Annotated in this window: 21 protein-coding genes and 1 pseudogene; all 22 read right to left on the bottom strand. The window is 45.0% G+C overall.

The window, feature by feature from the left end:
• Positions 1 to 346: 346 nt before the first annotated feature.
• A pseudogene (locus KKC1_RS00990) lies at positions 347 to 580 on the bottom strand (arsenic resistance protein); the annotation flags it as partial.
• Between the two features lie 150 nt (positions 581 to 730).
• A complete protein-coding gene (locus KKC1_RS00995) occupies positions 731 to 2,338 on the bottom strand; it encodes a methylamine methyltransferase corrinoid protein reductive activase (protein WP_088552654.1) in 1,608 nt (535 codons plus the stop codon).
• An 18-nt stretch (positions 2,339 to 2,356) separates the two neighbouring features.
• Complete coding sequence (locus KKC1_RS01000; RefSeq protein ID WP_192868016.1) at positions 2,357 to 3,292, bottom strand: CobW family GTP-binding protein; 936 nt, start codon at positions 3,290 to 3,292, stop codon at positions 2,357 to 2,359.
• Positions 3,293 to 3,336: 44 nt separating this feature from the next.
• Positions 3,337 to 4,086, bottom strand: coding sequence for a B12-binding domain-containing protein (locus KKC1_RS01005; RefSeq protein ID WP_088552656.1), 750 nt, complete (start codon positions 4,084 to 4,086; stop codon positions 3,337 to 3,339).
• A gap of 50 nt (positions 4,087 to 4,136) precedes the next feature.
• A complete protein-coding gene (locus KKC1_RS01010; protein WP_088552657.1) occupies positions 4,137 to 5,510 on the bottom strand; it encodes a methyltransferase MtaB domain-containing protein in 1,374 nt (457 codons plus the stop codon).
• Between the two features lie 397 nt (positions 5,511 to 5,907).
• On the bottom strand, positions 5,908 to 6,666 hold the full coding sequence (locus KKC1_RS01015) for a B12-binding domain-containing protein (RefSeq protein ID WP_088552658.1): 759 nt from the start codon (positions 6,664 to 6,666) through the stop codon (positions 5,908 to 5,910).
• Between the two features lie 79 nt (positions 6,667 to 6,745).
• Positions 6,746 to 8,716, bottom strand: a complete 1,971-nt coding sequence (locus KKC1_RS01020) for a sigma-54-dependent Fis family transcriptional regulator (protein ID WP_088552659.1) — start codon at positions 8,714 to 8,716, stop codon at positions 6,746 to 6,748.
• Positions 8,717 to 8,982: 266 nt separating this feature from the next.
• Positions 8,983 to 10,005, bottom strand: coding sequence for an MtaA/CmuA family methyltransferase (locus KKC1_RS01025; RefSeq protein WP_088552660.1), 1,023 nt, complete (start codon positions 10,003 to 10,005; stop codon positions 8,983 to 8,985).
• A 518-nt stretch (positions 10,006 to 10,523) separates the two neighbouring features.
• Positions 10,524 to 11,297, bottom strand: coding sequence for a helix-turn-helix domain-containing protein (locus tag KKC1_RS01030; RefSeq protein WP_088552661.1), 774 nt, complete (start codon positions 11,295 to 11,297; stop codon positions 10,524 to 10,526).
• A gap of 178 nt (positions 11,298 to 11,475) precedes the next feature.
• The gene (locus KKC1_RS01035) at positions 11,476 to 11,736 is read right to left on the bottom strand and encodes a stage V sporulation protein S (RefSeq protein ID WP_088552662.1); all 261 of its coding nucleotides are present in this window, start codon (positions 11,734 to 11,736) and stop codon (positions 11,476 to 11,478) included.
• 40 nt (positions 11,737 to 11,776) lie between these two features.
• Positions 11,777 to 12,895, bottom strand: a complete 1,119-nt coding sequence (locus tag KKC1_RS01040; protein WP_088552663.1) for an elongator complex protein 3 — start codon at positions 12,893 to 12,895, stop codon at positions 11,777 to 11,779.
• On the bottom strand, positions 12,895 to 13,623 hold the full coding sequence (gene rnc / locus KKC1_RS01045; RefSeq protein ID WP_088552664.1) for a ribonuclease III: 729 nt from the start codon (positions 13,621 to 13,623) through the stop codon (positions 12,895 to 12,897). The genes KKC1_RS01040 and rnc overlap by 1 nt, the downstream gene beginning before the upstream one ends.
• Before the next feature lie 30 nt (positions 13,624 to 13,653).
• Complete coding sequence (gene fabF / locus KKC1_RS01050; RefSeq protein WP_088552665.1) at positions 13,654 to 14,895, bottom strand: beta-ketoacyl-ACP synthase II; 1,242 nt, start codon at positions 14,893 to 14,895, stop codon at positions 13,654 to 13,656.
• A gap of 139 nt (positions 14,896 to 15,034) precedes the next feature.
• Positions 15,035 to 15,262: an acyl carrier protein gene (acpP, locus tag KKC1_RS01055; RefSeq protein ID WP_088552666.1), complete on the bottom strand. Its 228-nt coding sequence runs from the start codon at positions 15,260 to 15,262 to the stop codon at positions 15,035 to 15,037.
• Positions 15,263 to 15,296: 34 nt separating this feature from the next.
• Positions 15,297 to 16,040, bottom strand: a complete 744-nt coding sequence (fabG, locus tag KKC1_RS01060) for a 3-oxoacyl-[acyl-carrier-protein] reductase (protein WP_088552667.1) — start codon at positions 16,038 to 16,040, stop codon at positions 15,297 to 15,299.
• A 1-nt stretch (position 16,041) separates the two neighbouring features.
• Positions 16,042 to 16,983, bottom strand: coding sequence for an ACP S-malonyltransferase (gene fabD / locus KKC1_RS01065; RefSeq protein ID WP_088552668.1), 942 nt, complete (start codon positions 16,981 to 16,983; stop codon positions 16,042 to 16,044).
• Between the two features lie 3 nt (positions 16,984 to 16,986).
• Positions 16,987 to 17,940: an enoyl-[acyl-carrier-protein] reductase FabK gene (fabK, locus tag KKC1_RS01070; protein WP_088552669.1), complete on the bottom strand. Its 954-nt coding sequence runs from the start codon at positions 17,938 to 17,940 to the stop codon at positions 16,987 to 16,989.
• Positions 17,918 to 18,958, bottom strand: coding sequence for a beta-ketoacyl-ACP synthase III (locus KKC1_RS01075; protein WP_088552670.1), 1,041 nt, complete (start codon positions 18,956 to 18,958; stop codon positions 17,918 to 17,920). Before KKC1_RS01075 ends, fabK begins: the two co-directional genes overlap by 23 nt.
• Complete coding sequence (plsX, locus tag KKC1_RS01080; RefSeq protein ID WP_088552671.1) at positions 18,951 to 19,952, bottom strand: phosphate acyltransferase PlsX; 1,002 nt, start codon at positions 19,950 to 19,952, stop codon at positions 18,951 to 18,953. The genes KKC1_RS01075 and plsX overlap by 8 nt, the downstream gene beginning before the upstream one ends.
• Complete coding sequence (fapR, locus tag KKC1_RS01085; protein ID WP_088552672.1) at positions 19,936 to 20,538, bottom strand: transcription factor FapR; 603 nt, start codon at positions 20,536 to 20,538, stop codon at positions 19,936 to 19,938. The genes plsX and fapR overlap by 17 nt, the downstream gene beginning before the upstream one ends.
• 155 nt (positions 20,539 to 20,693) lie before the next feature.
• The gene (gene rpmF / locus KKC1_RS01090; protein ID WP_088552673.1) at positions 20,694 to 20,867 is read right to left on the bottom strand and encodes a 50S ribosomal protein L32; all 174 of its coding nucleotides are present in this window, start codon (positions 20,865 to 20,867) and stop codon (positions 20,694 to 20,696) included.
• 26 nt (positions 20,868 to 20,893) lie between these two features.
• Entirely contained in the window at positions 20,894 to 21,403 is a 510-nt protein-coding gene (locus tag KKC1_RS01095) for a YceD family protein (protein WP_088552674.1), read from the bottom strand.
• Positions 21,404 to 21,553: the final 150 nt, after the last annotated feature.

Below are 21,553 nucleotides of genomic sequence, written 5' to 3' on the forward strand. Positions count from 1 at the left end.
TATTATAAAATGTTATAATCTGCTTAAATCTTGTCAGTGATAAACTAAATTATTATATATCCACTAAACCTCACCTCCCAAAATGAACCTTGGTTTAAAAATTATTATCTATTATTAAACTTTATTTAAAAAAATTTACCCTCGCTTTAGGTTTAAGAATATTATATACCAGCGGTTTCCAAATTCCAATAAAAATTGGTTGAGTGGAAAAAAGTTAATGTTAAAAGGTATAAATACGGGTTTAAACGGGTATTTTTGTTAAGATATTATTCTTAATCTTCTGTCTATAAAATATGTTTTATTTTTACTCGAAACTTCCTGTCTTCGCAAGGCCCGTTATCTTCTGTCAGCTAAAAATAGGCCTACACAGACTCACTCTTACATACAAAATATTTTTCTCTATTACATTGACAAAACTGATCAGCACCGGGACCTGAATTAATGGACCGATGACCGCAGCAGATGCTTGCCCGGAAGTTATGCCAGATACCGCTACTGCCACTGCAATGGCCAGCTCAAAGTTGTTGCTTACAGCGGTAAAGGAAAGACTCGTAATTTGTTCGCTATTTATTCCGAACTTGAAAATAGTCTGGATACTGGATTTCGGACATCCATTTAATCCCTTCTTTTTCTTCTTAAGTTTCACCTGGTCCTCCTATTTCAACAAAGAGCATCTATTAAATTAAAGAACTATCTACTTTCAACCAAAGAATCAAATCAATATCATTTACTACATCAAATTGAGTTTGAAAGCCTTTTCCGGGCAGTTCATTTCACATTTCTTGCAAGCCGTGCCATTGCAACGATCAGTTCTGATCATAAGACTTCCGCTATTCAGCAAGGATAATGCTCTTTCCGGACACTTTTCGACGCACAGTCCGCACTGGGTGCAGTTCTCAAAATTAAGAACCCTCGGATAACCTACCTGTGTAACGTATGTTATCCCCTGGCAGCCAACATCAGGGATGTCCCTCGGATAAATTCGTTTGATCACGGGATTTTTCTCTGTTTCTGGGAGGACTGGAAGTTGGTACATCTTAGCAAATCTATGGTACTGTTTCCACGGCATTCCCTCTCCCCAAAGTGACAATTCTAAAAGGTAGGCCTTTTCAAAGACCTCAGAATCTCCGAACATACAATGGGTGGCTCGCAACTTCTGAGCCAGCGCCTGAAGTTCCCAGAGTTTCTCGGGGTTACATACAATTTCCCGGGCCATCGCTAGGGACGTATTGCCTATCTGGTAAACTTTTTTTACAGCAGGCGGCAAAAGGCCGATTTGAAGCGCTTTCCAGGCATTGACATACGTACCAGAAGCTCCTGCCATGTAAGCGGTAGTGATGTCCTCTAAACTTATTCCCGCTTCCTTGGCTAGTGTGATATAACCGGCCCTGATTGCGCCAATAGCCTTTCCAGCTTCTATAATGTCATGCTCTGTAAATCTAACCCTACTACCTAAATGAAGTTGCTTGTCTGGGGTCTGTATCTCCGGAATGCTGATCAATCTTGCACTCATGCCCTCATAAACAAGTGAAATGACACCTGTACCAGTAATCCCCCTGACTTCATACTCTCCTTTCTCTAGTTCGCGACTCTGGGTTAGATCCACCACTGGTCCTGGGACACTCACCATTTCATCGTCTAGAATGAAGCACCTGTACCCCACTTTATCGGGAGAGACGTCATGAATTGCGCCCGGCGCAGCTAACATGCCGTATTCAATATGCTGTCCCTCCAAGGCGGGACCAGCAGCACATGATCCCGTGATAATCTTATCGCCAACTTTTAGGGCCATCTCAGCATTTGTACCATAATCCGTAGCTAAGGCTATTTCATCCCTTTCGAGCATGCCGGACTGTACCATCATAGCCAGAGCATCTGCACCGATCTCATGTTTAACTGCAGACGGAATGTAGACCTTGACCCTCTTATGTACTTTCAGCCCAGGAATATCGCTTCCCTTCTTCACCTTCGCATCGCGGTTCGGGGGTACTATCCCCAACAGTTTCTTTTTTCTTTCACCCGCGTAGGCCAAGTCCCTGATTTCAATACACTCAAAGATGGAAAGCTGTATTGGATTTCCGCAAACTGCAATCGCCGTTATATCTTCCACCGGGACGTTAAATTTTTCAATCATCTGATTAATAGCATCAATTACAATATTATGAGCCCGTTCTATACCCGCTTCTATAGCAAAACTTAAGTGATCCATCACATTTGCCCCGGGAAGAGGATGTCTTGCCGTAAGCACAGTTCCGATTATTGTAAAATCCGACAGGTTTATCGCCTGCCCACGAAAACCACTTGTACCTAAATCGAAAGCGATTCCGACATTGCCCATGATTTACTCAGATGCCCCCTATTCCTGTTCCGTTAGACACTTAATCAATTGTTTCTCCAGTTGCTCAGTATCTAGGTTGGTCCCAATGACCACTACCTTGTTAAACTCGAAACTTCTACTTAAAATTTCCTCATTAATTCCGCGACCTGCCAAATCCATCCTGATCCATTGACCTTTATCGGTATAAAATATTCCCTTGGCTCTGTCAATGTCGCCCAGCCTTTTTATCTTAAGTTCTTCAAAAAACTCACGTAGCCTGGAACGCGAGCATTTTCCTGTAAACTTTTTACTGAATTCCTGATATCCTTTGATCAACACCTCATCTTGAGGGAGACGGGTGCCACTATCCATGGCAGAGTTATCCTGAGCGGTACCGCTCAATCCGTCCCCATAGTCTATTTCCCTGCCAAAAACCGCAAGTGACACCCGCGCCCTTCCATTTATTTTTCTTACTTCTTCTCTAATTTTCTCAGCTTCTCTACTGCTGACGAGGTCACACTTATTAATGACAATTTTTTGAGCTGCTACTATTTGGTTAATTACAAACTGCCTGTTGGCTTGCATAATGTCTTCAAACATCTCTGCGTCAAGTATTATGGTCACCTTGATATCGTCTATATATTTTTCTAAACTGAGGCTGCTAAAAATCCCCAAAAGGTTCTTGATGGTAGCAACTCCAGTCGGTTCCACTAGCAACCAATCAGGCGCGTAATTCTCTGCTATGTACTTTACCTGATTGCGCAGATCAGCGTTCAAGGTACAACAAATGCACCCGTTTGGTAATTCCACTACCTCTGTATCCCTTCCCCCTAGCAGGTCGCCATCTATTCCTACTTTTCCAAATTCATTTACCAGCACGACCACCCGTTGTTTCGGAGCCAGTTGCTCCATCCTGTTGAGTAAGTAAGTGGTTTTGCCTGAACCAAGCAGCCCGTTAACGACCTCGACCAGCATAGAAACCATTCCTCCAAATAACGTTTCAGTTAATTAGGCGTCAATTAAGCGTTCCACTTCTCCCTCATTTGCTGCCAGCTTAAACCATTCACGGCATCTTGAGCCATACCTGGAGCCTGAGAGGCGTCCTTACCCCATATTCCAAGATCAAATCCACTTACATACTCTAATGAAACCGCTCCTCCCCCACAGACAAAAGGCAGCTCAATTCCCTCCTTGCGGAGGCGGTTGGAAATACGCTCAAAGGCAGTCATAGTTGTAGTCATCAATGCTGTTCCAGTAAGCATAACCGGCTTATATTTCTTAACCGCAGCTACTACCTCATCAACTGGTACGTCTTTACCGAGATCAATAACCTCATAACCATTGGCCCGCAGTAGAGCGTTGACGATTTTTTGACCAAGGTCATGGATATCACCCTCTGCTGTGTGCGTAATGACCACGCCTTTCTTCTCAAGGGACTGACCCATCTTTTTCTCACAAATTTCAAGCCCCATCAGCATGGCATCGGAAGCGATGATAGCCTGAGGAAGGTAATATTCTCCCTCGTCCCATAATCTGCTGACCTCATTCATACCCTTGACCAGAGCCTCATTAATAACCTCCAAGGGATCGGCTACTTTCAGAGCTTCGTTTACAGCATCCACTATGTTATCGGTGTCTCCTTCTACAACACACTGCATCACTCGCTGAAGAGCAGGGTTTTTGCTGGCTACTCTGGCTCCCTTGGCTTCAACCTCACCAACGAGGTCATATCTAACAAAAATATTATCAAAGTTGGCCACCGCCGCCATGGTTTCCCCTCCTTCATTATTTTTTACACAAACTTACTTAAAGGTGACGATTACAGACCATAGTTAGCAGGATTGAATCCAGGCACCAGTTTCTTATAAATATCGATGCACTCACTGATAAAATCTTCTTCCTTGTCCGGCAAACCATCAAGGATTCTCAGAGCATTCTGTAGCGACTCTCTTTCAAATTTGGACATCTTCAACTGGCTATCGTTCATCATGAGTTCGCCAGCCTTCAAGGCCGCAGCCTTTGCACGAGAATAGTAAGAGGTATTGTTTTCTACAATAGCTTTACCGATCTCGTAAGCGTTTTCCGGGCTAAGGATGAAACCGTGCATATCACGGTATTTGTCGGAGTAAACCATCATTTCTTGCAGTTGCTTGGCAGTACCAAGTTCGATAGAAGTGTTCATCAAGGCCACATCATACCCTAAAATCTCAGTAAAAACCGCGCTCGTGGTGCCGCCAAACATATCGTGATACTCAACAGCTTCATTGCTCCACAGGTCACAACAAGCAGCAATTAAGTTACCAACTAGGTCACTATGGGCACAGGCTGATGCCTTTCCTTCCATAGCGATCGGAATTCCTGTAATCGCTTTGACAATCACGTCTTCATATCCGCAGTCTTTGCTGGGGCCTTTCGCTCCTTGTTCATAGGCAACCAGAGAACGAGCGGCAGCAATAGCCCGAGTTAGTGCAGCAAAAGTGTGCGGTACAGAACGATCCTGATAACCACCGGCCATAAACATTGCAACATTGGCCTGCGCGCAGTTGGTGTCTCCGCCAGGCGTAGCACCGTGCTTTTGGGCAATTTCAACAATCTTTTTCCACATGAACTCCATGTCCCTGCTGCCCAGTACTCCAATGCCGAACAATACACCCCTAATGTCTTGGCGGACAATACAATAATCAGAAATTTCTTTACCACCTACCGACTCGATAGATAGGTTATCAGCCCCACCAACCGCACTTTCTTCAAACGCTTTAAGTATAGTCTCCAGGGCAACGCTGCTCCGGATGTCTTCCTCGTCAGGCTTCCGGTAGTCAGCAATCGTAGCTCTAATCGCACTCCTCAAACCAAACTTCCGATAGTACTCCTCCATCAAGTGCTTGGTCTGGGCAGCAATTTCGCCACCCCAATCGGGGTTCTTGGTCATTTGATAAACATGCTCCAATTCCACCTGAATGCCCGGGATGCCAATGGCGACGCAGCGATCAAGAACGTCGGTAACCATTTTCTCATATTCTTTCATTAATGACTTTTTGGTAGCCTCAGTTCCCGGCCGAGGATGAGGTACAAGCTCAGGGAATACGTACCCACCCCCAACCGTAAAATCACGTCCGTACTTCACAGGGCTTTTAGCCTGCCCAAAAATCATTTCGTCAGCGCTTGCGTAAGCCATCTTGTCAAATTTGGGCATTTGTCTAACCTCCTTTGTTTTTGTTTTTCAACATTTTTTGTTAAACGCCCCTCTTTTTATAAAACCGTTTCACCTGGGCCCTCATATCCCCTCCTTCCCTGCCAAATTTTAAAACTCTGCGTTGGAAAATAAGCAAGCTCCATGCCAAATCACGGAAGTAAATTTTTAAGGTTTAAAATACAGCGGTGCAAGGCTTAAAATCTGTATAATCTGTATTTTTTGAATATTTATAGAATATCTTTTTAACCCACAATTCCTTTTATGCGCCGTTCCGAATCGGAACAATCTGCCGGGAAATATTGAAAAATCACTGTTCCAAAATGGAACTGTTCCATATGTGGCATAATAGAACTCAACATGAACATAATTAACATAATTTATCACTGTTTTAAATCCATTAATTCCCATTATATTTTTCTCTCAATTCCTTCCAACTCATTCCGCTTACGGCATCATCGGCAATTTTGGGAGCTAATGAAGCATCATGACCATAAATACCCATGGCAAAACTAGTAATATAAGACAATGTTACTCCACCCCCTCCTCCACAGGCAAAAGGCAATTCTATTCCCTCTTTCCGCAAACGCTGCGAAATCTGCATTAAAGCCTTCATAGTCGTACTGAGGTGAGCTGTTCCGCATAAAATATGAGGCCTATATTTTTTAACAGCAGCCACCACTTCTTCGACGGGAACATCCTTCCCTAAATCGATAACCTCAAAACCCACCGAACGCAGGAGCACATTAACAATCTTCTGTCCGAGGTCATGTATATCCCCTTCCGCGGTATGAGTGATAGCGATTCCCCTCTTTTCAATGGGGTGCCCCAGTTTCTCCTCACACATTGTTAGGCCCATTAACATAGCATCGGAAGCCAAAATGGTTTGGGGCAAATAATATACACCTTCATCCCAGAGTCTTCTAACTTCCCGCATCCCCTCCAGGAGCCCCTTATACATTACCTCTACCGGCTCCCTAATAGCTAATGCTTCACGAACGACGTTCTCAATGTTCTCGATATCTCCGAGAATCACACAATCTATAACCTTTTGTAGCTCGGGGTCTGCGGACATTTTTCTTCTACCAACGTTATAGTAGGGACTCTCGTTGATCAAATCGTAGCGAACGAAGATGTTGGAAAAGTCCTTAATTCTCATGTTCGCCCCCCTAGCGCTTGTTGGCGATTTTATGCTCATTTTTTATGCTTGGGAGGGTTACCCGCTGTACGCTGACAATCTACTTTTCTCCCGCAAGGTTGTACTGCTTAATCTTTCGGTATAGTGTGTTGCGTCCTATCCCCAAGGCTTCTGCGGCCTTGGTTATGTTCCATTTGTGCGCCTCTAGAGTATCTTTGACCAATTTGGCTTCCACCTCTTTGATTTTGCTCAAGCCTTTTTTTCTTAAAAAGGCCTTCCTCCCACTCCCGGAGAGTATCCTTTGTGGTAGGTTTTCATGATGAAAAACCTCACCTTCCAAAACATGAAGAGCTTGTTCGATAACATTTTCTAATTCCCGTACATTTCCCGGCCAGTCGTAATTTTGAAGGTATGTAAAGACCTCTGGATCAATCTTAGGCGCTTTGATTCCCAAACGTCGGCTGATTTTTTCCACAAAATACCGAGTTAAACGGGGAATGTCATTAGCCCTTTCCCTAAGGGGAGGAATGTGAAGGGTGATTACATTCAACCTGTAATAAAGGTCTAGTCTGAAATTCCCTTTATCCACCTCTTCTGCGAGATTCTTGTTTGTAGCTGCTATAACCCTGGTGTTTACCTTAACAGGCTTTTGTCCCCCAATTCTGGTAATCTGCTTTTCCTGCAAAACCCTGAGCAACGCAGCCTGAATTTCTAACGGCATATCGCCTATCTCGTCCAAAAATATAGTACCACCGTTCGCCAACTCAAATTTGCCCGGACGCCCACCTTTTTTGGCACCTGTAAAAGCGCCATCTTCGTACCCGAAAAGTTCACTCTCTACCAGCTCCCGGGGAATCGCCCCGCAGTTAATGACTACAAATGGACCGTAACGCCTGCCACTGGCGTTATGAATGGCCTGAGCAAACATTTCCTTTCCGGTTCCACTTTCCCCCTGCAGCAAAATGGTCGAACCACTTCGGGCTACCCTTTTAGCTTTCTGGATCAGACTCACTATACAGGGTTCATTACCAATAATGTCATCAAAAGTGAAGGTAGCCTGTGCCCCCCCAAACCGATTAACTAGCTGGTGTACAATATTCGGTTTCCGCATAGTAGCTATCATTCCCCGGACGTTTCCCGAAGAGTCTCTAATAAGCCTGGCAGTACTTGTAAACCTTACCGGACCTGTCGGACTATCGAAAAGAATCTCTCTATCAGTGTATTCTTCACCAGTTTTCAACACATCCAATAGGGGGAAGTTAGGCCCAAAAATTTCGGCAGCGTGCTTGCCGATACAATTATCCTTTTTCACCCCCAAAATCTTGGCTGCCTCGGAATTTAAATGGGTAATAATCTGGTTCTGTTCAATAGAAATAAGGCCTTCGCTCATTGTTTCAATAACTGTCTTTGTCTTATCGTAAGCTACAAGAAGGTCCTTCGAAGTCTTTCGATAGGCAAGTTCATTCTCTATGGCCTTAACAGCCGCGACAACCATTCCTAGAGTATGGGGATATACATGCTGGTGTAACCCCATAATACACAGAATACCCGCCAGCCCACCATTTGGGTAAAATATAGGGGCCGCCGACCCGGTAAGGGAATGTAAAACCTGGCAGTAGTGCTCCGAAGCCGTCACCTGGATGGGTTTTCCTTCAAACAGGGCAGTTCCAATAGCGTTCGTACCAGCTATTGCCTCGCTCCAGTCGGCTCCTACTTCATAACACAAATGTTTTGTACGGTGGCTGACTACCTGATCTTTCAGCGCTTCCAATATAACTCCTTGGTCATCAGCGAGACACACAAAAGTATCTGAGCCCTTGACAAAATTATACAAGTGTTTCATGAAGGGAACGGCTGCATCTATTAGTTCCTGACGCCGCTCAACCCGCTTTCTAATCTGCTGGTCACCTAAAAGTTGAAGATCTGAGAGCGGTTTCATAGGATCTACTTGCATCAGAAAACAGCGGTGCCATGAATTAGCAATAACGGGTCTCACGACGTAGGGCTCAATCTCCCGTGTGCTCATAAATTTTGCCCAAGATTTGTAAATCCGTTCCAGTCCGCGATCCACTTCAGGATCACCTCAGTTATTTTCTACGCGGCTTTTCTCAAAACACCGTAGACACAATAATCCACACCTAATTTTAGGCTTACGCTGCCAACTTCTCAGTGCCCAAAACCTAAATAACTAAAAGGTGGGTACCTCATCGGTGTTGTATTTTATCTTGACAAAATAACCGAAGAAGCAATACCCACCCTATAACCGAAGAAACAATATCCATCCGCCGAAATTTTTACCGCGACAAAATCAGCCAGACCTCATTTTCTATTCTGTAATTATTGTGTAATATTAGCCGCCTCATTTACAGCTTCAACCATGGCTTTGAGATTTTCAATCTTCGTTCCAGGAGGCACCGCACAGCCGGGAGAAATCATGGACACGCCCTTTTTAATATAGTCGAGTGTTTCCTGTTTCACTTTTTCCGGATTTCCTAGGAACAGTGATTCCACAGGGTGGACTGCTCCAATCAACGGTGCGCTTAACCCCTCTGCCTTAAATTTCTCGAGCGCTTCCTCAACGTTGACCACAGGTTCAACACTTATGGCTGCACAACCGGTTTTGGCTACATCTACAATAATTTTGTCCAGTTTACCACAAATATGGATAATTACCGGAACATTTAGTTGCTCCACTTGTTTCTTTTCGTACGGGAAACACAGTTCCCGATATATTTTAGGACTGACAATATCAAGAGAAGCCATCATATCCTCAACAACGATTATGTCTGCACCGGCTTCTATCATCGCCTTGGCTAGGGTGGTACCGGCCCTCTCCCCTATCTCTATATACTGCCGCACGGACTCTGGTTTTTTCCACGCAGCTTTTATCATATCGGTTATTCCCACCAGAGAAGCAGCAATAGAAAACGGCCCAATAATACCGCCTATAACAATAACCTTCTCACCTAATTCTTCCTTTAAAATACTCACTGCCTTAATCAGTTCTGGAATTCTTCCTCTCGAAAGAAAATCATCAGGAAATTCTGCTTCGTCACCGATTTTATAAGGATGCACATCCACACTAGGCAGATTCTTATTATCCATTTTCTTCAACTGAGCCCCTAGAGCTTCTAATTCATGAGTCTGGCAAAAAGGAACCCTCACTGCATCAAAACCCAAAATTGAAAAAGCTCCTGAAGCCAGTCTGGCCATGTCCTCTGCCTTACGGTTGGCTTCAGGCCAGTATGTATCCAATTTTTCCATCTGGTCATAGGTGGCATGTTGACAGACGCTAACAACAGGTAACCTATCCACAGGTAAACCTTCTAATGCCGCCATAAATCTTTCTCTGCTATTCATTGTAGAGCCTCCCTTCTATCAATAAGAAATAAACTTCCTCTTAGTCTACTTCTACACCACTTTAACACCTCCTATATTTTTTTTTAAAATTCTGTCAACTTTAAATCGTGTTTTTTAACCCAGTATTTATTTTTCGGTACAAGTTACCAGTTCATCTACTTCATTTAACCATTGGTTTATCCTTTTTTATCTATTACTAATATTTCAGTAAAAATTATCTGAGCCTTACGGCTCATAACATTCATAATCGGGGTTTTCGTTTTTATAGTAAGTCAAAACTAAGTTATTTACAACATTTTCCGGCTAAAATGCTAAAAAAAGGTGTTAAATGGTAAAAATGAAGGGTTAAACGGTTAAATTTTTTTTCTCCGAAAATAAAAATTAATTAAACTACATTTTTTTGAAAGTAAAGACTGATTTTGTGTTATTAAATTTAGGAATAATTTCTTTTTTTGTATATTATTAACTGCTTTGACTATATGCAATATGCTTAATAACTCTTAATAATTTCTCTCGATTTAAGACAACAGACTACGGTGTTTTTTGAAAAACTGGATATAGTTCAAAATGTACTGCAGTTCATTGGTGTCAAAATCTCTTATAGTCCGTAAAACAGCCTGAACTCTCGGATCACCCAGCAATTCAATTAAATCGCGATTTAAAGAGCTTAACAGGTCGGCAACATCTTCTTGCTCCAGCAGAAAATAGTATACCGAAGTATTTAGGGCTCTGGCGATTTTTTCTAATGTATCCAGCGGCGGAAGGGTTTGATTATTTTCAATTTGACTTATAAGTCCGGGAGATACTCCCGCTCTCTCAGCCAAAACAGTTATGGACATGCCCTGCTTTTTCCGTGCCGCCCTCACCCGTTCTCCGAGAGTTGTACTTCTTCCCGTAGAACGTTCCAGGAAATAACGTATAGTTACATTGAGTGCTTCCGAAAGCTTTTCCAATTGCTCCAGGGTGGGCTGGGCAGTCCCCTCCTCAAACCGCCTGATACTTTCGGCGGGTACTTCACTGATTTCTGCCAGTTCTTCAATGGTAAGGTTTCTTCCTTCCCTGACCAGCTTTAATTTCTCCCCAGTAACGATATCCGCCGTTTCAATTAAAAGATAGGTTATAGGAATGTTTAACGCATCGCTAATCTTCTTCAGCATGGGAATGGTAGGCTTTTTTAAATCCCTTTCGATACTACTGATATAGGAGGCCGAAACGTTTATTTTCTCACCCAACTGAGCCAGTGTTAACCCTCTTTCTTTACGAAAATCCCGAATTTTGCTCCCCAGCGACATGATAATCCTCCTCAAATGCTCGACTTCAGCTTACGTATTCGTGTTTTTTAGCAAGATTCCTACTTTTTGCCTCTATTTTACTTGAATATTTTTCTGTTAGTGCCCCTTCCGTTTTGGTGTTGAAAAAATAAAAAAGGCGCAATCTAGTCTGCGCCTTCCGGTTCCCACCACCCTCCAATTACCGGGGTTCTACAATAAACTTGATGGCCGTTCTCTCTTCACCATCAATTTCAATTTCCGTAAAGGCCGGAATCATTACCAAGTCATATCCATTGGGAGCCAGATAACCTCGTGCAATAGCAATAGCTTTCACCGCCTGGTTAACCGCTCCTGCTCCTACCGCTTGAATTTCTACCGATCCCTGATTACGAAAAGCAGCCGTAAGTGCTCCAGCAACAGCTTTAGGATTTGATCTAGTTGATACTTTTAATACTTCCACCCTAAACTCCTCCTTTATCCTTCGTTGTTTTCTTAATAAGTTATTTTGTTTCGGATTTAATTTTAATTCGATATTTGTTGACAAACTCCTGCCTGTTTAACAACATTTCAGGGCGGAAAAGATTGCCCCCTGAAATGCCGAAGGTACCTCTGGACAATCGCTCTTCCGGTTTAACCTCAACCTCTCCGATATCAAACTCTTTTCTCAACTTTATTATATTCCTCTTGGCCTGTCCCGTTACCACCGAGAGATCCCGTGGATGGCAGTAAATCTTAATTTTTTTTCTTTCTACCTCCCGTCCAGCCAGATAAGCGGTAGTTAGAGCTGCCAGTTGTTCATATGCCACTGCTGCATAAACCAGTTCTCCAAGGGCCGGGTGGAACGGACCTGCCACCACATCGCCTTCCAGGTTTAAAGTTGGAGTTGGTTGAAGTCCAATACGAATAACCTCTACACCAAATCTCTCAAAAAGTATCACCAACTCTTTGCATCGCGCTACCGCTTCCTCCAGGGACAAAGGTTGATATATACCTTGTCTGTACCTTTTTTCCAGTTCCGTATCTCTAATAACCAGAGTAGGATGAATACGCACCAAGTCTGGCTTTAGGGCCAAGACTTTACGGGCAGTTTCCAAGGTTTTATCGCAACTGTCTCCCGGTAATCCGAGCATTATATGATGTCCCAAACGAAAGCCATATTGTTTAATTAGGCGAGAGGCGAAAATCACGTCTCTACTAGTATGACCCCGCCCGGCAGCCGCCAAAACCTCATCATCCATAGATTGAACACCTAATTCAATCACGGAAACCTTATGTTTCTTAAGTTGTTCCAGGATACCTTGGTCAACAACATCAGGCCGCGTAGAGACCCGGATTCCCGTAATCAGTCCTTCCTCCACATAAGAACTGGCCGCCGTCAACAATTCTTCTCTCTGTTTCTCCGGCAGGGCAGTGAAGCTTCCCCCGTAAAAAGCAACTTCTACCCGAATATCACCTTGCATGGGAATTGTATCCAAATGGCTCTCAATGATTTTTCTTACTGTACCCGCATTCGGTATCTGGTACGTAGATGCAGTCCGCCGCTGGTTACAGAAAATACACCGGTTGGGGCAGCCTAGATGAGGGGCAAAAATCGGGATAATGTAGAAACGTTTGGCCATTAGGTATCACCAACTAACTTTATCTCTCCCTGCTCAATCTTTTCCAAAGCAACTGCTGCGGCCTTCTGTTCTGCTTCTTTTTTACTCCGTCCCGACCCTTTGGCCAATAAACGCTCCTGAAACTTAACTCCGGCCACAAACCTTTTGTCATGATCGGGACCAGTTTCCTCCAGAATCACATAAGAGACGTTGTCATCAAAGTTTTTCTGTACCAACTCCTGCAAGGCAGTTTTGTAGTCGCCGTATCCGCCATCTTCTATGTGCTTGACTTCTTCGGCCAAGTAGGCAAGTACGAAATTCCTGGTATCCTCCACACCTTTATCCAGATACAAAGCACCGATGACTGCTTCAAACACATCCGCGAGAATGGAAGCCCTCTCTCTCCCGCCGCTAAGTTCTTCTCCTCTACCTAAAAGTAAGTAAGAACCAAGCCCCAGTTCTGCCGCTTTTCTAGCTAAAGTAGGCTCACAAACGACTGCTGCCCGCATTTTAGTTAATTCACCCTCCGGTTTATGCGGATAATTTAAGTAGAGGTACTCCGCCATGATCATTCCTAGAACCGCATCTCCCAGGAATTCCAAGCGTTGATTGTGCTCTAATTTTAACTCCCTATGTTCGAAAGCATAGGTTGGATGGGTCAAAGCTCTATTCAACAGTTCCCAGTTCTTAAAACTCACTCCCAGCTTCTGCTGGAGTTCCGCCAACTGTTTCTTTCGATCACCTTTCATTCTTCCCCCACCTGTTTGCTGCTAGGACACCTATCCGCGGTATTTCTTCAGAATAATAGATCCATTATGTCCGCCAAAACCGAAAGAATTAGATAAAGCCGCCTCCACGGATACCTCCCTGGCCCGGTTGGGAACGTAATCGAGGTCACATTCAGGATCAGGATTTTCATAATTGATGGTAGGAGGTACTACGTTGTCCCGAATGGCCAAGGCACAGGTAATTGCCTCTACAGCCCCGGCGGCACCTAACAAGTGTCCCGTCATTGACTTGGTAGAGCTTACAGGAATTTTATAGGCATGATCTCCGAAGACGGTCTTAATAGCCATGGTTTCATATTTGTCATTAAGTTCGGTTGAAGTACCATGGGCATTAATGTAGCTAATATCTTCTGGTTTCAAGCCTGCATCTTTAAGTGCCATTTCCATAGCCCGAGCGGCTCCCTCTCCTTTGGGAGCGGGAGCAGTGATATGGTAGGCGTCTGCAGTACACCCGTAACCCACTACTTCTGCATAGATACGTGCATTGCGGGCCAGCGCATGTTCCAGATTCTCCAGTATCAAAACACCCGCCCCTTCACTCAGAACAAACCCATCTCTTTCCCGGTCGAAGGGGCGACTGGCACTCTCCGGACAATCATTCCGGGTAGACATCGCCTTCATAGCACAGAAACCGGCAAAGGCCAAACGAGTCACCGCTGCCTCTGAACCACCGGTAATAATTACATCGGCATCTCCTCTCTGTAAAACCCGGAATGCCTCTCCCACGGCATTGGTACCGGTAGTACACGCATTGACCACTGTAAAGTTAGGACCTCTAACGTTAAAATCGATGGCTATGCGCCCCGCCGCCATGTTGCTGATCATCATTGGAACGAAAAACGGGCTGACTCTTCTGGACCCTTTGGTCATCAATACTTCTGTTTGCACTTCTAAAGTTTCTATGCCCCCGATCCCGGTGCCAAAAATAACTCCTACCCGGTTTCGATCCTCTTTATCAAGAACCAATCCGGCGTCCTCTATCGCCATGCTGGCACCCGCTAGAGCAAATTGGGTGAAACGATCCATCTTTCTGGCTTCCTTACGGTCGAAAAAATCTGCCGGATCGAAATCCCGTACTTCCCCGGCAATACGGGTGGGAAAATCATCCGCCGGAAAACGAGTTACTTTGCCTATTCCCGACTGACCGGACAAAAGGGCTTTCCAGAATTTTTCTTTTCCAGTAGCTACAGGCGAGATTACTCCTAAACCGGTAATAACAACTCTGTTTTTCACTACGATACCTCCTCTGCCCCAACCGCTACCGCGAGACTTTTTTATATAATTAACATATCATCCAATAATTACCTATTTTTAAAAAATCCCGTAGAATACTACGGGATTTAGGTTTATTACCCAAAAATTTAATATAATACTAAACTCTATTCTTAATATACTCGACTGCATCAGCCACCGTAGTTATTTTCTCGGCATCCTCATCGGGAATTTCTAATTCAAATTCCTCCTCGAGAGCCATAATCAGCTCAACTATGTCCAAAGAATCAGCATTAAGATCCTCGAAGGAGGTCTCCATAGTTACCTCCTCTTCATCAACCCCTAGCTGATCAACTATGATTTGTTTTACCTTCTCAAAAATATCCACGATCTCACCTCCCCTCAAAAATGTACAATATATTTTAAATTAGCATCCCACCGTCCACGTTGATAACCTGGCCGGTTATATATCCGGCAGCCGGCGAAGCCAGGAAGAGAACCACCTGGGCGACATCTTCCGGTTTCCCCAGGCGTCCCAGAGGAATTTTCTCCTGGAGTTCCGCCTTGGCCTTCTCCGAAAGGGAATCAGTCATATCAGTAATAATAAAACCAGGGGCCACTGCATTTACCAGGATTCCTCGGGAAGCAACTTCTTTGGCCACTGACTTAGTAAAACCTATGATTCCTGCTTTGGCCGCAGCATAGTTAGCCTGGCCGGCATTCCCACTAATACCAACTACCGAAGCAATGTTAATAATACGACCTTCTTTCTGCTTCATCATGGGTTTCAAAACTGCTTTAGTACAATTATAAACCCCTTTCAGGTTAGTATTAATTACTTTATCCCAATCATCCTCTTTCATTCGTAATAAAAGATTATCTCGCGTTATTCCTGCATTATTTACTAAAATGTCAACTCGGCCAAAGTGATCCAAAGTGCTTTCTACCAGCTTCGCAACTGCTTCCCCGTTGGCTACGTCGGCCTGCAGCGCTAGAGCCCGCCCTCCTTTTGCTTCGATACAGGAGACTACCTCTCGCGCTGCTTCCTCACTGCCGAAGTAGTTGACCACCACTGAAGCACCGGCTGAAGCTAAAGCCAAGGCAGTAGCCCGCCCTATTCCCCGGGAAGCCCCGGTGACAATAGCAACCCTGTTGTCTAAAATCATTTTAGCTACACTCCTTTAAAGATGCAAGCGTCTTTTCCAAGGATTTCATGTCTTCCACGTTATACACCTTTACGTTTTTGTCTATTTTCTTAATCAGTCCAGTTAAAACCTTACCCGGGCCTACCTCAACAAAGGTTTTCGTTCCATCCGCGATAAGCTTCCGAATGGAATCCTCCCATAAAACCGGCTTGCTGACCTGCTGAACTAAGACCTTTCTAATTTCTTCTACCGTTTCTACATAGTCGGCTGTGGAGTTAGCAATTATTGGAACCGCCGGGTCTTTAAAATCAACTTTGTGCAGTGCCCTGGATAATTCTTCCGATACCGGTTCCATTAACCGGCAGTGAAACGGTCCGCTGACCGGTAATTTAACTACCCGCCGGGCTCCTGCTTCCATGGCTTTTGCTGTAAAGAGTTCCACGGCTTCCGTCTCTCCTGCCACAACTATTTGCCCCGGACAGTTAAAGTTCGCCGGTTCAACCAGCCCCTTTTGCCCTACCTCCTGGCATAGCCTGTTTACTTCATCCGCCGGTAACCCCAGCACTGCCGCCATGCTCCCTTTCCCCTGGGGCACAGCTTTCTCCATCAATCGCCCCCGCAGTCTCACCAGTTTAACTCCGTCCGCAAAGGCCAGTGCACCCGCTGCTACCAGCGCGGAATATTCGCCTAAACTGTGTCCAGCTACAAAATCAGGGCGGATACCTTCTCTCTGTAAAACACGCCAGCAGGCGATACTGGTAGTCAATATTGCCGGCTGAGTGTTAGCTGTCTGTTTAAGTTTTTCTTCCGGACCGTGAAAACAGAGATCTGCTACATCAAATCCCAATTCACGGGAGGCGACGGAGTATGTTTCTTCCGCTTCCGCAAAGGTCATTGCCAATTCACGGCCCATTCCAACGTATTGAGATCCTTGCCCCGGAAAGACAAAGGCTATTTTTCCCATATTTTACCTCCCATCCGGTTTTATGACCTGCTGCATCCTGTCTATCACCCGCCTGGCTTCTTCCACCACTTCGGAAATTATTTCCCGGGCAGGCTTGACTTCACTAATTAGTCCGGCTATCTGACCCGCCATAAGGGAACCATACTCTACATCTCCTTCAATCACTGCCGCCCGCAATTTACCCGCTCCTAATTTTTCAAATTCGGTAAAGGGAGCGCCGGAGGCAGCCAGTTCAGCAAACTGACGCGCCAGCTTGTTCTTCAAAACTCTGACATAATGTCCCTCTGTTCCAGTTACCACCGTATCTCGATCCTTGGCCTTAATGATAGCTTCTTTGTAATTAGGATGAGCAATACATTCATCAGCGCAGACAAAACGGGTTCCCATTTGAATTCCTGCTGCTCCCAGGGAGAGCGCAGCGGCCAGACCTCGGCCGTCAGCAATTCCGCCGGCGGCGATAACCGGAATGCTCACCGCATCCACTACCTGAGGGACCAAAGCCATAGTGGTGATTTCCCCGATATGACCGCCACACTCCATTCCCTCGGCAATAAGGGCATCTACTCCTTGTCGTTCCAACCGCTTCGCAAGGGCTACGGAAGCCACCACCGGAATAACTTTAACACCGGCCTCTTTCAGACGGGGTATGTGCTTGCCGGGATTGCCTGCTCCCGTAGTTATCACCGGTACTTCTTCTTCAATAATTAAATCAATGAGTTCCTCCACATAAGGAGAAAGATAATAAATGTTAACACCAAATGGTTTATTCGTTCTTTCCCGCACTTTATTAATCTCTTCTCTGACCACCTCAGGAGGGGCATTACCAGCGCCAATTATTCCAAGTCCGCCCGCTTCCGACACTGCAGCAGCCAGTTCTCCTGTAGCTACCCAGGCCATACCACCCTGTAAAATGGGATATTCTATTCCTAACAGTTCACAAAGTACCGTTTTCAGCATTTAAATTCCTCCCCTTTAGGCCTTTAGGCCACCGAATCACCGTAGCCCCCCAAGTAAGTCCGGCACCGAAACCAACTAATAGAACTAAATCTCCCGCTTGAATTTTACCTTCTTTAAGAGCTTCATCCAAAGCTACAGCGATAGAGGCGCCGGATATATTGCCGTACCTATCCAAATTAATGTATACCTTATCTGATGGTACCTCCAACCGTTTTAATGCCGCCTCCACAATTCTGATGTTAGCCTGGTGGGGTATCAAATAATCTATATCTTTCTTGCTGAGCCCGCATTGTTCTAAAGCTTTTAGTGCTGCTTCTTCCATGATGCGCACAGCAAATTTAAATACTTCGTTCCCGTTCATGTGTATGTAATGAAGCCTCTGGGTTACCGTTTCCACCGATGACGGCAGACGTGAACCTCCTGCCGGTACTTTTAACAGCTCGCTACCGTTACCATCCGCTTTAAGATAATTGCCCAAGATTCCTTCCCCTTCAGAAACGGGTCTTAATACCGCCGCTCCAGCCCCATCTCCGAAAAGGACACATGTATTGCGATCAGTCCAGTCTACAATTTTACTCAAAGTATCTGCTGCTATTACCAGGACGGTATCGTACAAACCGGTAGCCACCATCTGCGAGCCTATCCCTAACCCGTAAATAAAGCCGCTGCATGCCGCTTCCAGGTCGAAAGCTGCAGCCCGTTCCGCTCCAATGGCTTTTTGTACCAAGCAAGCAGTGGCGGGAAACAACATGTCGGGAGTTACGGTAGCAACGATTATTAGATCAACATCCTCGGGATTTACGCCCGCATCCTCCAGAGCTCGCTGAGCTGCTACAATCGCCAGGTCGGAAGTAGCAGTATTGTCGTCCGCCTTACGCCGTTCGCGAATACCGGTGCGGGTTCGTATCCATTCATCACTGGTATCCACCATCTTTTCCAAATCGCTGTTACTTATTATTTGTTCAGGAACGTATGATCCTGTCCCTACTATACCTACAGGCCGTAAATTTTTAAGCATCTGCACCTTCTCCTTTGGCTACAAATTCTCTTATTCGCTCTACGTAACGGCTTTCCACACCTCTAGCTGCTCCCTTAATGGCATTTCTTATTTCCTTTGCCTTGGAGCTTCCGTGGCATATGATACTTACACCTTCCACACCCAAAAGAGGTGCTCCCCCATATTCTGTATAATCCATAATCTTTTTAATTCGCTTTAATGCCGGAAAAGCTAGAGCCGCACCCAGGCGGGTTATTAAACTTTGGGCCAGATGTTGTTTAATCAGCTCAAGCATCTCTCCTGCCAGTCCTTCTGCAAATTTCAGCACTACATTACCAACAAATCCGTCACAGACTACCACATCCACTATCCCGGAAGGAATATCCCGGGCTTCCACATTGCCGGCAAAATTAAGAGAGCTCTCTTTTAACAGGCGGTATGCTGTCTGGGTCAATTCATTACCTTTTGTTTCCTCAGTGCCAATATTCAGCAGTCCCACCTTAGGATGAGAAATCTCTAGTATTTTTTCCGCGTAAATACTGCCCATTAGAGCGAACTCTACGAGGTGTTGCGGCTTGCAATCGGCATTGGCGCCGACGTCTAAAATTAATTTCGCCCCTCGGCGCGTAGGAAATACCGTTGCAATAGCCGGACGCTGTATTCCCTTAATGCGGCCCAAAATGATATGAGCTGCTGCCATCTGAGCTCCCGTACTGCCGGCAGAGATGACCGCATCTGCCTTTCCCTCTTTAACCAACCGAGTAGCGGTAGCGATGGAAGTATCTTTCTTACGGCGTAAAGCGACGGCAGGAGGTTCATCCATATCTACCACCTGAGCAGCATGAACTATCTCTATCCGGGATCCCGCCCGATTTGACGGAAGGTGACGCGCAATAGCCTCCTTGTCTCCCACTAAAATAATTTCGGCTATATTCTCTTCCGCGGCCTGTACCGCTCCTTTTACAATTTCTTCTGGGGCATAGTCTCCTCCCATAGCATCAACCGCAATTTTCACCTTTTCCTCCTCCTGCTCTTCTGGTACTTTCTTGAACCATAACGATGAATTGTCCTTTAAACACCAGCTCCGAATTCACCGTAGAATATACCGAAACCAGATAACTATTCCCGCGGCGAACTTTAACTCGAGCCTTAGCTACCACCTTTTCCCCGACATATACGGGACGTTTATAACGCACCCGGGCACTGCCGGTAAGGACTGTTTCAGCATCTACCAGAGCAACGGCTAAAGAATTAGCCTGAGCAAAAAGAAAATGTCCTCGAGCTATGCTTGTACGCTGCAACACCATTTCCGGCGTTATTTCCAATACAGATATGCCGTAACTACCCAGTTCTATATCTATTAACTCGCCAATTAATTCTGCCTCGGTCATGGATTTGACTTTGGCATAGGCTTCTTCGGCTACGTGCTTCATTCTTTCTCGTAATTCAGGTATTCCCAGAAATATTCTGTCAAGACGGATGGTTTGAACACTCACTCCGAAATGCTCTGCCAGTTCCTCATCAGTGTAGAAAGGATTCTTCTCCAACAATTCCTGCAACCGTAACTGTCGTCGTTTCCTGCTCATTCGCCGCCCAGCCATAAAATACCACCCTTAATGTTACCTGCTATTATCACCTGGTCCTAAAATATAGTATAGCAAATACTCCTCTTTTATGCAACTTCGGTAAATTCTTCTTAAAAAAATAGCCAAAAGCTTCTTGCTTTCGGCTATTGTAAATAATCTATTTTTATAGACTATTTAACTGCCTCCCGGTTTTTGTAATAGCCGCACTCTGGACATGCATGGTGAGGCAATTTCAGCTCATGACAGTGCGGGCACTCCACCAACGCCGGTGAAGAAATCTTTAACCACACAGAACGCCTTTTGTTTTTCCTTGCTTTCGACACTCTCCTCTTTGGTACACCCATGTTCTACCCCTCCCTTCCACAACGATCTATTTGTTATCTAATAAGTCCTTTAGAACGGCCAGTCGGGGATCAATGTCCTCCCGTTCACAGTTACACTGCGCTTCGTTCAAATTCTGCCCGCAAAGGCTACAAAGGCCCTTGCAATTATGGCGGCACAAAGCCTTCATAGGAACGGCTAAAAGCAAATTTTCTTCGACCTGCTCCTTAAGGTCAATATAATTGCCTTCGTATAGATGTATCCCTTCTTCCGGCTCTCCATGTACAACAGTCCTGTCTTGAAATTCTTCCTCGAAATCGGCCGTTAGAGAGTACCGGTATGTTTCCAGACAACGGGCACACCGCAGGCGAACTTCGGTTCTGATTTCCCCTCGTACCAGAATGGTCTCGCCCGTATTGATAGCTGTGAGTTGAGCTTCCACTGGTTGCGTGAAGTCAAGGCGGTCTTCTCCGAGCGTTAAAGAAGCAATCATCTCTCTCAGTTGATATTTTTGGGAGGCCCCTGTTCTTTTCTTAATTTCTTGAATATCTATTTTCAATATTATTCACCCCAAAAAACGCCTAGGCGATATTATACCCAAGGCATAAACTAAATGTCAAGATAAATTACATCTTGGAAGCTGTCAAGTGGACCTAGGTAATTTTTTCGATTTTCTTTCCTCCAATGGTAATTGGGGATTTATGTATGA

This window comes from Calderihabitans maritimus, from assembly GCF_002207765.1.
Taxonomy (GTDB): Bacteria; Bacillota; KKC1; order Calderihabitantales; family Calderihabitantaceae; genus Calderihabitans; species Calderihabitans maritimus.